The sequence below is a fragment of the Burkholderia sp. MS455 genome, assembly GCF_016899445.1.
Classification (GTDB): domain Bacteria; phylum Pseudomonadota; class Gammaproteobacteria; order Burkholderiales; family Burkholderiaceae; genus Burkholderia; species Burkholderia pyrrocinia_C.
The window spans coordinates 3212474-3227378 of record NZ_CP041779.1 but is presented as its reverse complement, the minus strand read 5'-3'; the positions used below and the strand labels follow the sequence as shown (position 1 = coordinate 3227378).

Annotated in this window: 10 protein-coding genes; 7 read left to right on the top strand and 3 right to left on the bottom strand. The window is 68.2% G+C overall.

What is annotated here, in order from left to right; all coding sequences use genetic code 11:
• Nucleotides 1–11 precede the first annotated feature (11 nt).
• From FPJ27_RS33975 to FPJ27_RS33965, 3 genes are all read right to left on the bottom strand, one after another.
• The gene (locus FPJ27_RS33975) at nt 12–1679 is read right to left on the bottom strand and encodes a YadA family autotransporter adhesin (protein WP_239483346.1); all 1668 of its coding nucleotides are present in this window, start codon (nt 1677–1679) and stop codon (nt 12–14) included.
• A 467-nt stretch (nt 1680–2146) separates the two neighbouring features.
• Entirely contained in the window at nt 2147–4021 is a 1875-nt protein-coding gene (gene ggt, locus FPJ27_RS33970; protein ID WP_072437306.1) for a gamma-glutamyltransferase, read from the bottom strand.
• A 71-nt stretch (nt 4022–4092) separates the two neighbouring features.
• On the bottom strand, nt 4093–5055 hold the full coding sequence (locus FPJ27_RS33965) for a LysR family transcriptional regulator (protein WP_204424698.1): 963 nt from the start codon (nt 5053–5055) through the stop codon (nt 4093–4095).
• 154 nt (nt 5056–5209) lie between these two features.
• Between FPJ27_RS33965 and FPJ27_RS33960 the strand changes: the two genes are divergently transcribed.
• The 7 genes from FPJ27_RS33960 (at nt 5210) to FPJ27_RS33930 (ending at nt 14901) form a co-directional block, all read left to right on the top strand.
• Nucleotides 5210–7336: a 3-hydroxyacyl-CoA dehydrogenase NAD-binding domain-containing protein gene (locus tag FPJ27_RS33960; protein WP_204424696.1), complete on the top strand. Its 2127-nt coding sequence runs from the start codon at nt 5210–5212 to the stop codon at nt 7334–7336.
• A 29-nt stretch (nt 7337–7365) separates the two neighbouring features.
• Nucleotides 7366–8574 (top strand): acyl-CoA dehydrogenase family protein, encoded by a 1209-nt coding sequence (locus FPJ27_RS33955; protein WP_204424694.1) that lies wholly within the window; start codon nt 7366–7368, stop codon nt 8572–8574.
• A gap of 14 nt (nt 8575–8588) precedes the next feature.
• Nucleotides 8589–9737, top strand: a complete 1149-nt coding sequence (locus FPJ27_RS33950) for an acyl-CoA dehydrogenase family protein (protein ID WP_204424692.1) — start codon at nt 8589–8591, stop codon at nt 9735–9737.
• A 30-nt stretch (nt 9738–9767) separates the two neighbouring features.
• On the top strand, nt 9768–10973 hold the full coding sequence (locus tag FPJ27_RS33945; RefSeq protein ID WP_204424690.1) for a CaiB/BaiF CoA-transferase family protein: 1206 nt from the start codon (nt 9768–9770) through the stop codon (nt 10971–10973).
• 238 nt (nt 10974–11211) lie between these two features.
• Nucleotides 11212–11517, top strand: coding sequence for a DUF485 domain-containing protein (locus FPJ27_RS33940; RefSeq protein WP_014895931.1), 306 nt, complete (start codon nt 11212–11214; stop codon nt 11515–11517).
• Nucleotides 11518–11528: 11 nt separating this feature from the next.
• Nucleotides 11529–13214: a cation acetate symporter gene (locus FPJ27_RS33935; protein WP_204424688.1), complete on the top strand. Its 1686-nt coding sequence runs from the start codon at nt 11529–11531 to the stop codon at nt 13212–13214.
• A gap of 397 nt (nt 13215–13611) precedes the next feature.
• Nucleotides 13612–14901 carry a dicarboxylate/amino acid:cation symporter gene (locus tag FPJ27_RS33930; protein WP_034179131.1) on the top strand — a complete coding sequence of 430 codons (1290 nt, stop codon included), beginning with the start codon at nt 13612–13614 and terminating at the stop codon, nt 14899–14901.
• Nucleotides 14902–14905 lie beyond the last annotated feature (4 nt).

The following is a 14905-nucleotide window of genomic DNA, read 5'->3' as shown; positions in this document are numbered from 1 at the left end:
GCCGCGACGGCTTACCAGCGATAGCCGGCGCCGGCGCCGACTGCCACGGTGCCTCGTGTATTGGTCGACCCGGACGCCTTGACGACCCAGCGACCGTTGCGGGTCGCGGTCGACAGACCGAACGCGACGGCCGACTGACCGCTGTACGTGCCGCCGGCAATCGATACCATGCTTTCGCCCGCCAGCGATGCCTGCGGCAGGTTCGCGATCGCGACGGCGGATGCGATGCCGCCGCTTGCGTCGCGCCGGTAGTGATCGATGTCGGATCGAACGCTGCCGATCTGGTCGTTCAACTGCTGCACGTTCACGGCATCGGTCGGCGCGGTGCCGGCCTTGACGTTGGTGATCTGTCGTTCGTGGCCGGGCGAGCCGACGGAGACCGAGTCGTCGCGATCGGCGACGGAGTTCGCGCCGAGCGCGACCGAATTATTGCCCGATGCCGTCGCATTGTTCCCGAGCGCGACGCCGCCATTGCCGGATGCGTTCGAGTTCTGGCCGAGCGCCATCGAATCCGATCCGGTCGCTCCGGAGCCGTCGCCGAGTTGTGCCAGTTGGCTGCCGTGCTCGCCCGTCGACGGGTTGGCGCCGGTGCCGTTCTGCTCGACATTCGTCACGCGAGAATTCAGTGAATCGACGCTGCTCTGGAATTTCTGCTCCATCGCAAAGAGTTGCCCGCCGTTGACGGCCTGCATGCTGCCCGCCGCGATTGCGCCTCCCTTGACGTTGTCGAGCAAGGTACCGCCCACACCGCCGAGCGTCGCGCTACCGAGCGTCAGGTCGTCGTACACGATCGCGCCGAGCGGCTTGCCGTTCGGGTCGATCAGGCCGGCCGCCTTGAGCTGCGCGACCGTCACGGCGTCGGTGTCGCCGGTGCCGTTCGACAGCCCGGTCAGTGCGCGCGTGCCGTTCGCACCGGCGACGCTGACCGACGTGCCGCCCTTGTCGGCGCCGATCGAGATCGCGAGGCTCGCGGGGTCCTGCCGGACCAGACCGGTCGTGCCGTTGTCGAGCCGCGTGCCGAGATCGACGACGTCGGTGCGGACCGACTTGACGTCGGTTTCGACCGTTGAGACGCGGCCGTCGATCGTCGTGACGCGGCCGTCGAGATTCGTCAGCGCATTGCCGATGTTGTTGAACGATTTCCCGTCGATCGTGTAGTTCGGGCCGCGAACGGTACCGTCCGCGCTGACAGCGGCATCGCCGCCGAGTGCGTCGACGACAGGCTTGAGCTGCGACAGGTTGGTTGCGTCGGTGTCGCGCGTGCCGGCCCGGAGGTTGACGAGCTGGCGCTCGCTGCCTGTGTTGCCGATCGACACGGTGTTCGTGCGGTCGGCGACGCTGCCCTGGCCGAGTGCGACTGCACCGTGCGCGGTGACCTTCGTGTCGGCACCGAGCGCGAGGCCGCGGTTCGCATTGACGTTCGACGACACGCCGAACGCGCTCGAGCGGTCGCCGTAGACGTTCGCGTTTTCGCCGACGGCGACGGTAGCGTGCCCGTCGGCGACGGATTTCGCGCCGATCGCGATCGCCGAGTAATCGCCTCCGGTCTCCCCGTTTGCCGTCGCGCCGGGACCGATGGCGATCGAGCCGGCACCCGACGCGGCCGGATCGCCGCCGGTGCCGGAATTGACAATCAGGTTGTCGAGAACGAGATCGGCGGCATGGCTGTAGCTAGGCAAGAACGCGGCTGTCGAGAGGGCCAGCACGGACAGGCGGGCGGCCGTCCGGCGTGGCTGCTTTGTGGAACGGTGCGGGCGTGCGTTGCCGGTTGGTGTGGCGAGAAAGCGAATCATGAATCGTAGTCCTGAATGATTGAATTCGTGCATTCGGACGTTCAATGCCGATATGCTTCATCGGCAACGGGACGTTGCACCGTTGCCTGCGAACTGCACGCCGGAATCGAATGGCCGAGACGTGAGTCAGCGACTATACGTAGCGGCAGATGCGTCGTCGATCAGACAGTTACGAAATTGAAGTTAGCGATATGGGACAGGACATCGCGTATCGATCGGGATGTCGCAGTTGGACAAGACGCGCGAACAGGAGGCGGCCAACGTCTGTCGGACGAGTCTGAATTTCGTCGTGGCGGAGCGGGCGAACGGTATCGCGGCGGCGCGTCGCGCCGCCACGCCACGCAAGGAACCGCTCAATCCCCCATCGCGATCCCTTCGCGCCGCGGGTCCGCTCCGCCGAACCACACCGTCTGCCCCTGCACGTTCAGCCGCTGGATGCCCTGCAGGCCCGAGTTCATCTCGACGACCTGCACGTCGTGCCCGCGGCCCTTCAGCCCGTCGACGAGCGCGTCCGACACGCGGCCGCGCTCGAGCTGCGTCGGCCCGTTCATCGACCCGAAGTTCGGCAGTGCAATCGCCTGCTGCATCGTCATGCCCCAATCGAGCACGCCGACCAGCGTCTTCGCGACGTGATTGATGATCGCGGGGCCGCCGGCCGAGCCGACGATCATCGTCACCTGCTTCGTCTTCTTGTCGAACACGAGCTCCGGCGACATCGCCGAGCGCGGCCGCTTGCCGGGCTGCACGCGGTTCGCGACCGGCCGGCCGTTGTCGTTCGACACGAACGAGAAATCGGTGAGCTGGTTGTTCAGCATGAAGCCGCGCACCATCAGCCGCGAGCCGAACGCGTCCTCGATGCTCGTCGTCATCGACAGCGCCTGCCCGTAGCGGTCGACGATCGCGATGTCGGACGTCGACGGCAATTCGGGGCTGCGGTCGTCGGCCATCGCGAGCGTCGCGCCCCGCGGCGCGCCGGCCTGCACGACGCCCATGCTGCTGTCGCCGATCAGCCGCGCGCGCTGCGCGAGGTAGGTCCTGTCGGTGAGGCTTGCCCAGTTGCCGCCCGGCAGCGGCACGAAATCGGGATCGGCGACATAGCGCGCGCGGTCCGCATACGCGAGGCGCCCGGCTTCGCTGAACAGGTGCGCGGCGAACGGCGTCGGCTCGTAGCCGACGTCGTTGCGCACCGGTTTCTGCGCGCCGATCTGCTGCCAGTCGGGCATCGCCTCGAGGATGCCGAGCATCTGCGCGATCGCGAGACCGCCCGACGACGGCGGCGGCATCCCGCAGACGACCGAGCGCCGGTAGTCGGCGCACAGCGGCGTGCGCACCTTCGCCTTGTAGCGCGCGAGATCCTGGAGCGACAGCAGGCCCGGATTGGTCGGGTGCTTGCGCACCTTGGTGACGATGTCGCGCGCGATCGCGCCGGTGTAGAACGCGTTCGCGCCGCGCTCGGCGACCTGGCGCAGCACGGTTGCGAGCGCGGGGTTCTTCAGCACCGTGCCGGCCGCTTTCGGCGTGCCGTCCGGATTGTAGAAGTACGCACGCGCGGCTGGGTCGTTCTTCAGGTACTTGTCGTTCGCGATCAGCGTCGCGAGCCGCGGGCTGATCGTGAAACCGTGCTCGGCGAGCCGGATCGCCGGCTGGAACAGCCGGCGCCACGGCAGCTTGCCGTGCGCGCGGTGCGCGGCGTCGAGCATGCGCAGCACGCCCGGCGTGCCGACCGAGCGCCCGCCGACGACGCCGTCGTAGAAGCCCATCGGCTGGCCGGTCGGCCCGTAGAACAGGCGGTCGGTCGCGGCGGCCGGCGCGGTTTCGCGGCCGTCGTACGCCTGCGTCGCGTTGCCGTCGAAGTACAGCATGAACGCGCCGCCGCCGATTCCCGACGATTGCGGCTCGACGAGCGCGAGCACCATCTGAGTCGCGATCGCGGCGTCGATCGCGGTGCCGCCGGCCTTCAGCATCTCGTAGCCGGCCTGCGTCGCGAGCGGGTTCGCGGCCGCGATCATGCTGTGCTGCGAAGTCCAGCCCGGCTTGTCGATCCAGCCGGACGACAGCTCCGGCGCATGGAAGCCGGGCAGCGGCACGGCGGCGCCCGACGCGGGGGCAACCGGGACGACGGCGCCCGACGGCGCGGACGGGGACGTGCAGCCGGCGTTGAACGCGATGAGCGCGACGGCGGCGAGCAGCGTCCAGGGACGCGAATGCGGACGAATCCGGTCGAACATTGAACCCTCGGCAGCAGTGAATTCGAATGAAGCGATGGTGCAGGCGCAACGGGGCTGCGCGCCCCGGCGCGCTATTGTCGCCGCGCGGCCGGCGGATTGTCACCCGACAGGAAACCCTGACGCATCCCGCCGGGCCCGCCCCGGCCGGCCTTTCCGGCCTGTTCGAGGATGAACTCTATGAACGTCGACGTCGCGCGCGTGTGGTGCCGGTTCGGCATGTAGAGCATGTACATGTGCGTGCCGAAGATGCTGAGCCGATACGCGTCGAGCGACGTGACGACGGCGCCGCGCCGCATGTCGTCCTGCATCACGTAGTCGGGCACGATGCCGACGCCGACCCCCGCGAGGATCGCCTGGCGCAGGAACAGGAAGTTCTCCGAAATCAGCGTGGGTTCGAGCAGCACCTCGTGGCGCTCGTCGCCGAGATACGCGGCGATCCTGAGCTGGCGGCCCATCACCGTCGCGGTGACGACCGGCGCGGCGGCCAGCGCGCCGAGGCTCGCGGGCATCCCGTGCGCGGCCGCGAATGCGGCCGACGCGCACGCGACGTAGCGCACCGCGCCCATGTCGCGCGCGACAAGGTTCTGCGGCGGCTCGGGCATCACGCGCACCGCGATGTCGATCTCGTCGCGCATCAGGTCTTCCACGCGGTTCTCGAACACGACGTCGAGCACGATGCCCGGATGCAGCCGCTTGAACGCGAGCAGCCATTCGGACATCACCATCTGCCCGTAGCCGCTCGGTACCGACAGCCGCACGCGGCCCTGCAGGTCCTGGCCGAGCGTCGTCACCGATTCCTCCGCGGCGAGCAGCTCGTTGCGGATGCGCCGGCCGTGCTCGTACAGCTTCAGCCCGATTTCGGTCGGCTCGATGCGCCGCGTCGTGCGCCGCACGAGCTGCTGGCCGATCGAGCGCTCGAGCTGGTTCAGCCGATAGCTGACGTTCGCGCGGCTCATCTTGAGCCGCTGCGCGGCCTTGCTGAGATTGCCGGCGTCGAGGATCTCGACGAGCAGCGTCAGCGCGTTCAGGTCCATGCGTTCGCTCCTGATCCGTCCCGTTTAACGGTTGGAAAGCATTCAATGTCAAGTCAGACTTGACAGCTTGTAAAAGCGTGCGGGAATTGTCAATGAATCTCGATCAATCGAGAATCGGTGCATGTCTGGTGCATATGACAGGACAGGAGACACCATGAATTCACCCACCTCACCCCAAACAGGCACGGTCACGCGCGAGCGGCGCGACAAGGTGCTCGTCGTCACGATCGACCACCCGCCCGTCAACGCGCTGTCGGCCGACGTGCGGCGCGGCCTCGCCGACGCGCTCGACGCCGCGCAGGCCGACGACGCGATCCGCGCGGTGCTGATCGTCGGCGCCGGCCGCAACTTCATCGCGGGCGCCGACATTCGCGAATTCGGCAAGCCGCCCGTGCCGCCGTCGCTGCCCGACGTGTGCGAGCGGATCGAGTCCAGCGCGAAGCCGGTCGTGGTCGCGCTGCACGGCGCGACGCTCGGCGGCGGGCTCGAAGTCGCGCTGGCCGCGCATTACCGGCTCGCGGTGCCCGGCGCGAAGCTCGGGCTGCCCGAAGTCACGCTCGGCCTGCTGCCCGGCGCGGGCGGCACGCAGCGTGCGCCGCGCCTGATCGGTGCGAAGGCCGCGCTCGACCTGATGCTGACGGGCCGCCACGCGAGCGCGGACGAAGCGCTCGCGCTCGGCCTCGTCGACCGCGTCGCGCACAGCGACGACACGCTCGCCGAAGGTCTCGCCTATGCGCAGGAACTCGTATCGCTCGGCGCGCCGGTGCGCCGCACGCGCGATGCGCAGGGGCTCGCCGATCGCGCGGCCGCGCAGGCCGCGATCGACGCGGCGCGCGCGGAACTGCCGAAGAAGTCGCGCGGGCTGTTCTCGCCGGCGAAGATCGTCGAAGCGGTCGAGGCCGCGCTCACGCAGTCGTTCGACGCGGGGATGAAGTTCGAACGCAGCCTGTTCCTGCAGTGCATCGACAGCCCGCAGCGCGCGGGCCTCGTGCACGCGTTCTTCGCGGAGCGCGAAGCCGCGAAGGCGCCCGAGGCGCGGCGCGCGAGCGCGCGGCCGGTCGAGCGGATCGGCGTGGTCGGCGGCGGCACGATGGGCGCGGGCATCGCGGTCGCGGCGCTCGACGCCGGGCTGCCGGTGACGATGATCGAACGCGACGAAGCGTCGCTCGCGCGCGGCCGCGCGCACGTCGAGAAGGTGTACGACGGCCTCGTCGCGAAAGGGCGGATGACGCCGGCCGCGCACGCGGCGCGGCTCGCGCGCTTCAAGGGCAGCACGTCGTACGACGCGCTCGCGCAGGCCGACGTCGTGATCGAGGCCGTGTTCGAGGACATGGCCGTGAAGAAGGCCGTGTTCGCCGAGCTCGCGCGCGTCTGCAAGCCGGGCGCGGTGCTCGCGACCAATACGTCGTATCTCGACATCGACGAGCTGGCCGCCAGCATCGACCGCCCGGCCGACGTGATCGGCCTGCATTTCTTCTCGCCGGCCAACGTGATGAAGCTGCTCGAGATCGTCGTGCCGGCGCGCGTGAGCGCGGACGTCGTCGCGACCGCGTTCGCGCTCGCCAAGCAGTTGAAGAAGACGCCAGTGCGCGCAGGCGTATGCGACGGCTTCATCGGCAACCGGATCCTCGCCGTCTATCGCACGGCGGCCGACTACCTGATGGAAGACGGCGCGTCGCCGTACCGGATCGATCGCGCGGTGCGCGAATTCGGCTTCCCGATGGGGCCGTTCCAGGTGGTCGATCTCGCGGGCGGCGACATCGGCTGGGCGACCCGCAAGCGCCGCGCGGCAACGCGCGATCCGCGCGCGCGCTACGTGGAGATTTCAGACCGGCTGTGCGAGCGCGGCTGGTTCGGGCAGAAGACGTCGCGCGGCTACTACCTGTATCCGGACGGCGCGCGCGTCGGCACGCCGGACCCGGAAGTCGAAGCGATCGTTTCGGAAGAACGCGCGAAGAAGGGCGTCACGCCGCGCACGTTCACCGACGACGAGATCCAGCGCCGCTACCTCGCCGCGATGATCAACGAAGGCGCGAACGTCGTGCACGAAAAGATCGCGCTGCGCCCGCTCGATGTCGACGCGGTGTTCCTGTACGGCTACGGCTTCCCGCGCTATCGCGGCGGCCCGATGCACTACGCGGACACGATCGGCCTCGCGAACGTGCTCGCCGATATCCGCGCGTTCGCGAAGGAGGATCCGCTGTTCTGGAAGCCGTCGCCGCTGATCGTCGAACTCGTCGCGCGCGGCGCGGATTTCGCGAGCCTGAACCGCATCGACTGAACGCCAACCGCATTCGCAACGGACCGAAGATGGACCTCGATTTCACTCCCGAAGAGGAAGCCTTCCGCACGGAAGTGCAGCGCTTCCTGCAAGCCGAACTGCCCGAGCGCATCGCGCGCAAGGTGAAGGGCGGCCTGCACCTCACGCGCGACGACATGCGCGAATGGCACGCGACACTCAACGCGCGCGGCTGGCTCGCGAGCCACTGGCCGCGCGAATACGGCGGCCCCGGCTGGAGCGTCGCGCAGAAGTTCCTGTTCGACAACGAATGCGCGCTCGCCGGTGCGCCGCGCATCGTGCCGTTCGGCGTGAACATGCTCGGCCCGGTGCTGATCAAGTACGGCAACGAAGCGCAAAAGCGCCACTGGCTGCCGCGCATCCTCGACGGCACCGACTGGTGGTGCCAGGGCTACTCGGAACCGGGCGCCGGTTCCGATCTCGCGGCGGTGAAGACGAGCGCGGTGCGCGGCATCGACGCGCAGGGCGAGCACTACATCGTGAACGGCCAGAAGACGTGGACCACGCTCGGCCACTACGCGAACATGATCTTCTGCCTCGTGCGCACCGCGACCGACGTGCGCAAGCAGGAGGGCATCAGCTTCCTGCTGATCGACATGAACACGCCGGGCGTCGACGTGCGCCCGATCATCACGCTCGACGGCGAGCATGAAGTGAACGAGGTGTTCTTCACCGACGTGCGCGTGCCGGCGGAAAACCTCGTCGGCGAAGAGAACCGCGGCTGGACCTACGCGAAATACCTGCTCACGTACGAGCGCACCAACATCGCCGGGATCGGCTTCTCGACGGCCGCGCTCGACCGGCTGCGCGCGGTCGCCGCGAAGGTGACGAAGAACGGCAGGCCGCTCGCGGACGATCCGTTTTTCTCAGCGCGCGTCGCGCGTGTCGAGATCGAGCTCGAGAACATGCGCACGACCAACCTGCGCGTGCTGGCCGCGGTCGCGGGCGGCGGTGCGCCGGGCGCGGAAAGCTCGATGCTGAAGATCCGCGGCACGCAGATTCGCCAGGAGATCGCGTCGCTGATGCGGCGCGCGATGGGGCCTTACGCGCAGCCGTTCATCGACGAAGCGCTCGATGCGGACTACGACGGCGAACCGGTCGGCCCGGACGACGCCGCGAGCGCCGCGCAGCAGTACTTCAACAACCGGAAGCTGTCGATCTTCGGCGGCTCGAACGAGATCCAGAAGAACATCATCGCGAAGATGATGCTCGGGCTGTAACGAGGAGCGCGACGATGGATTTCCAGCACACAGAGGACCGCCGGATGCTGGCGGACACGTTGAACCGCTTCATCGCCGAACAGTACGCGTTCCCGGTGCGCGATCGCATCGCGCGGTCGGCCGAAGGCTTCGATCGCGCGATGTGGCAGCGCTTTGCCGAGCTCGGCACGGTCGGCGCGCTGTTTCCCGAAGCCGACGGCGGCTTCGGCGGCGCGGGCTTCGACATCGCCGTGGTGTTCGAATGCCTCGGGCGCGGGCTCGTCGTCGAGCCGTTCCTCGGTGCGCTGCTGGCTGGACGCGCGCTGTCGCTCGCCGGCGGCGATGCGCATCGCGACAAGCTCGCGGCGCTGATCGACGGCAGCGCGAGCGCCGCGTTCGCGCACGACGAGCCGGGCTCGCACTACGAACTGACGACCGTGCGCACGCGCGCCGAACGCTCGGGCGACGGCTGGGTGCTGACGGGCGCGAAGGGCGTCGTCGACCAGGCCGCGCAGGCGGCGTTCTTCGTCGTCAGCGCTCGCGTGTCGGGCCACGACGACGATGCGGCCGGCATCGGCCTGTTCGTCGTGCCGGCCGATGCGCCGGGCGTATCGCTGCGCGATTACCGGAAGATCGACGGCGGCCGTGCGGCCGAGGTGCGTTTCGATCGCGTTGCGCTGCCGGCCGATGCCGCGCTCGGCGGGCCGGGCGGCGACGGTGACGGCGAAGCGGGCGCGGCGCTGCTCGAGCGCGTGCTCGGCTACGGGCTGCTCGCGCTGTCGGCGGAAGCGCTCGGCGCGATGGACGTCGCGAAGGAACACACGCTCGACTACCTGCGCACGCGCAAGCAGTTCGGATTGCCGATCGGCAGCTTCCAGGCGCTGCAGCACCGGATGGCCGACCTGCTGCTCGAAGTCGAGCAGGCGCGTTCGGCCGTGATCAACGCGGCCGCGCAGCTCGATGCGCCGCGCGCGGTGCGCGAGCGCGCGCTTGCGGCGGCGAAGTACAGCATCGGCCGGATCGGCGCGCTCGTCGCCGAGGAGAGCATCCAGTTGCACGGCGGGATCGGGATGACGTGGGAGTTGCCGCTGTCGCATTACGCGAAGCGTCTCGTGATGATCGATCACCAGCTCGGCGACGAGGATCACCATCTCGCGCGCTACATCGCGCTGTCGAAACAGTAACAGCGGACAACGCGAATGGAGGAGACAAGAATGACGAACGAACCGCGCGCATTGCCGCTGGCCGGCGTGAAGGTGCTCGATTTCTCGCGCGTGCTCGCGGGCCCGTGGTGCGCGATGGTGCTCGCCGATTTCGGCGCGGAAGTGATCAAGGTCGAGCATCCGGTGCGCGGCGACGACACGCGCGACTGGGGGCTGCGGATCGGCGCTACCGAGACGACCTACTTCAACAGCGTGAATCGCAGCAAGCGTTCGATCTGCGTGGACCTGCAGACCGAAGCCGGGCAGCGCGTCGCGCGCGAGCTGGCCGCGCAGGCCGACGTGCTGATCCACAACTTCAAGTTCGGCGGCGCGGAAAAGCTCGGCCTCGGCTACGACGCGCTGGCCGAACTGAACCCGCGCCTCGTGCACTGCGCGATTTCCGGCTACGACCGTTCGGGCGCCGAGGCCGCGCGACCCGGCTACGACCTCGTCGTGCAGGGCGAGGCCGGGCTGATGGCGCTGAACGGCGAGGCCGGCCAGCCGCCGCTGAAGTTCGGCGTCGCGGCGGTCGACCTGTTCACCGGCATGTATTCGGCGCAGGCGATCCTCGCCGCGCTGTACGAGCGCCATGCGACCGGGCGCGGGCGGCGCATCGAGATGGCGCTGTTCGACTGCGGGCTGATGATCACCGCGTACTACGGGCTCGACGCGCTGTTGATGGGCGAGGACCCGCCGCGCTACGGCAACGCGCATCCGTCGATCGTGCCGTACGGCGTGTTCGACGCGGCCGACGGCCCGCTCGTGATCACCGTTGGAAACAACATGCAGTTCGCGCGCTTTTGCGAGGCGATCGAGCGGCCTGATCTCGCGGCCGACGCGCGCTACAAGACCAACCTCGGCCGTTCGGAAAACCGCGCGGACTTGCTGCCCGAGCTTCGCCGCGAACTCGCGCGCCGGTCGCGCGCGACGCTGCTTGCGGCGCTCGCCGATGCGGGCATCCCGTGCGGCGAAGTGCTCGGATTGCACGAAGCGTTGAGGTCCGAGCGTGCGACCAGTGCGGGGCTCGTCACGCGGCAGCCGCATCCGGTCGCGGGCGGTGTCGACGTGCTCGCGCCGCCGTACCGCTTCGACGGCGCGCGGCTGCCGGTGCGCGGCGCGCCGCCGGTGCTGGGCGCCGATACGGACGCGGTGCTCGGCGGCTGGCTCGGTATGTCGGCCGACGAGGTCGCGCGGCTGCGTGCGGATCGCGTGGTCTGAATCGATATTTGCCGCCGCGGCGCGGGCGGGGCGGCTGTCGCGCCGGCCATCTACAAGACAAGCCTCGCGAAACGACGGGGCGCCCTGCGGGGACTGGAGCAAGCGCTGAAGCGCCGATTCCGGTCGACCGCGAAGCATGGGACCAGAGTAAGCGCTAAAGCGCCAACTCCGGTCGACCGCGAAGCATGGGACCAGAGTAAGCGCTAAAGCGCTAACTCTGGTCGACACAGGAGACAACATGGAGCTTTCCGTCATCGAATCGGTCACGGCGCGCCGCGACTACCAGCAACTCGTGCGCGCGCGGCGCCGCTTCAGCTTCACGCTGACGGCGCTGATGATCGCGACCTACTACGGCTTCATCCTGCTCGTCGCGCTCGCGCCGCACGTGCTCGCGGCGCCGCTGTATCGCGGCGCGACGACGACGGTCGGGATCGCCGCGGGCGTCGCGATCATCCTGGTCGCGATCGGCTTGACCGCGTGCTACGTGCTGCGCGCGAATCGTGCGTTCGACCGCCGGGTCGACGCAATCCTGCAGCGTTCCTGACGGAGGCCGACATGCGACGCACATCGATCGCGCTCGGCGCGCTTGCCATTCTCGTTTCCTCCGCCGCCCATGCGGTATCGGTCGCGGGCCCGATGCCCGACAAGGTCGAGCTGAACCCGGTCGCGATCGGGATGTTCTTCGCGTTCGTGTTCGCGACGCTCGCGCTCACACGCTGGGCCGCGCGCCGCACGCGCTCGACGCGCGACTTCTATACGGCCGGCGGCGGCATCACCGGGCTGCAGAACGGGCTCGCGATCGCGGGCGACTACATGTCGGCCGCGTCGTTCCTCGGGTTGTCCGGGATGGTGTTCATGTTCGGCTTCGACGGGCTCATCTATTCGATCGGCTTTCTGGTCGGCTGGCCGTTCGTGATGTTCCTGATCGCCGAACCGCTGCGCAACCTCGGCAAGTTCACGTTCGTCGACGTCGTCGCGTACCGCTTCGCGCAGCGGCCGATCCGGCTGCTGACCTCCGCGAACGCGCTGACGATCGTCGTGCTGTACCTCGTCGTGCAGATGGTCGGCGCGGGCAAGCTGATCCAGTTGCTGTTCGGGCTGTCGTACGGCACGGCGGAACTGATCGTCGGCGTGCTGATGGTGGTCTACGTGTTCTTCGGTGGGATGACCGCGACCACCTGGGTGCAGGTGATCAAGGCCGTGCTGCTGCTGTGCGGCGCGACGCTGCTCGTGTTGCTCGCGCTCGGCGAATTCGGCTTCAGCGTCGACGAGATGTTCCGCCGCGCGGTGGCCGTGCATCCGGGCGCGCTCGGCATCATGGGGCCCGGCAAGCTGATCCGCGATCCGGCCAACGCGCTGTCGCTCGGCATCGCGCTGATGTTCGGCACGGCGGGCTTCCCGCACATCCTGATGCGCTTCTTCACGGTGCCGAACGCGAAGGAGGCGCGCAAGTCAGTGCTCTACGCGACCGGCTTCATCGGCTACTTCTACCTGCTGACCTTCGTGATCGGCTTCTCGGCGATCGTGCTGCTCGCGCAGCATCCCGAGTTCTTCAAGCTCGGCGCGAACGGCACGTTCAACCTCACGCACGACCTGCTCGGCGGCTCGAACATGGTCGCGGTGAAGCTCGCGCAGGCGGTCGGCGGGAACTGGTTCTACGGCTTCATCGCGGCCGTCACGTTCGCGACGATCCTCGCGGTGGTCGCGGGCCTGACGCTCGCCGGCGCGACGACGATCTCGCACGACCTGTATGCGCAGATGTGGGCGCGCGGCAAGCCCGACGAGCGCCTCGAGATGCGCATCTCGCGCGCGGCGACGATCGTGCTGTCGGCCGTCGCGATCGGGCTGTCGATCCTGTTCGAGCACGTGAACGTCGCGTTCATGGTCGGGCTCGTCGCGGCGGTGGCCGCGAGCGCGAATTTCCCGGTGCTCGCGATGTCGATCTTCTGGCGCGGGATGACGACGCGCGGCGCGGTGCTCGGCGGCGGCCTCGGCCTCGCGTCGGCGGTGGCGCTCACGGTACTGTCGAAATCGGTGTGGGTCGACGTGCTGCACCACGCGCACGCGCCGGTGTTCCTCGACAACCCGGCGCTCGTGTCGGTGCCGCTCGCGTTCGTCGGGATCGTCGTCGGCTCGCTCGCGGATCGCAGCGAGCGCGCACGGCGCGAGCGCGACGCGTTCGCGCAGCAGGAGTTCTACGCGCAAACCGGCCTGCTGGCCGGCGAGGCCGTGCAGCACTGATGGGTCTGACAAGTGTGCCGGTCCGTCCGGATCGCCGGACGGATATTTTCCGGAAATCCGGAATCCCGGATTTCCTTGCCTGCCGCATTATGAGAAATACAATAAAAACAATGGTTTGAGGGGTTACGGAAACCTGGCATCGACCTTGCGTTATAAAGCGCACGGCCATCCCCCGGCCGGACTATTAAACCAAGCGTTGCATGAGATCCGGTAAGCGCCGAAACGCCGACTCGGGTCCACAGGAGACAATCGATGACCACTGCCTTCCTCCCCCTCCGGATGTCGTGAGGCATCGCTTGTTGCGGCACGGCAGCCGCGCGGGCGAATGACTCCCCTGGCATTCGCCTGCGCGCGTGACGCCGTTTCCACCGGCTCATCTACTTCAGCAGGAACCATCGTGAAGAAGAAACCCTTCTACAAAGTGCTCTACGTGCAGGTGATCTTCGCCATCATCGTCGGCGTGATCCTCGGCCACTACTACCCGGCGCTCGCCACCGACATGAAGCCGCTCGGCGACGGGTTCATCAAGCTGATCAAGATGGTGATCGGTCCGATCATCTTCTGTACGGTCGTCACCGGCATCGCCGGCATGGAGGACATGAAGAAGGTCGGCCGCGTCGGCGGCAAGGCGCTGCTGTACTTCGAGGTCGTGTCGACCTTCGCGCTGCTGCTCGGCCTCGCGGCCACGCACATCCTGCGTCCGGGCGTCGGCTTCAACATCGATCCGGCGACGCTCGACGGCAAGGCCGTCGCGTCGTACGCGGCGAAGGCGCACGGGCAGTCGACGGTCGACTTCCTGATGCACATCATCCCGAACACGATGGTCGACGCGTTCGCGCAGGGCGAAATCCTGCAGATCCTGCTGATCGCGCTGCTGTTCGGCAGCGTGCTCGCGCACCTCGGCGAACGCGGCAAGGTCGTTACCGACTTCATCGACGGGCTCACGCGCGTGCTGTTCGGCATCGTGCACATCGTCACGAAGCTGGCGCCGATCGGCGCGTTCGGCGCGATGGCGTTCACGATCGGCAAGTACGGCGTCGGCTCGCTGGTGCCGCTGCTCAAGCTGATCGGCACGTTCTACCTGACGTCGGTCGTGTTCGTGCTCGTCGTGCTCGGCGCGATCGCACGCTTCACGGGCTTCTCGATCATCCGCTTCGTGTCCTACATCAAGGAAGAGCTGCTGATCGTGCTCGGCACGAGCTCGTCGGAAGCCGCGCTGCCGCAGCTGATGGAAAAGCTCGAGAAGGCCGGCTGCTCGCGTTCGGTCGTCGGCCTCGTCGTGCCGACCGGCTATTCGTTCAACCTCGACGGCACCAACATCTACATGACGATGGCCGTGCTGTTCATCGCGCAGGCGACCAACATCGAACTGACGTGGATGCAGCAGCTCACGCTGCTGGCGGTCGCGATGCTGACGTCGAAGGGCGCGAGCGGCGTGACGGGCGCAGGCTTCATCACGCTCGCCGCGACGCTGGCCGTCGTGCCGACGATCCCGCTGTCGGGCATGGTGCTGATTCTTGGCATCGACCGCTTCATGAGCGAATGCCGCGCGCTGACCAACATCGTGGGCAACGGCGTCGCGACGGTCGTCGTGTCCGCCTGGGAGAAGGAACTCGACCGCAACAAGCTGCGCCAGGCGCTGAAGGGCGGCGGCGAGGTTTCGGCGACCGAGACGGCCGGCGTCTGACGTC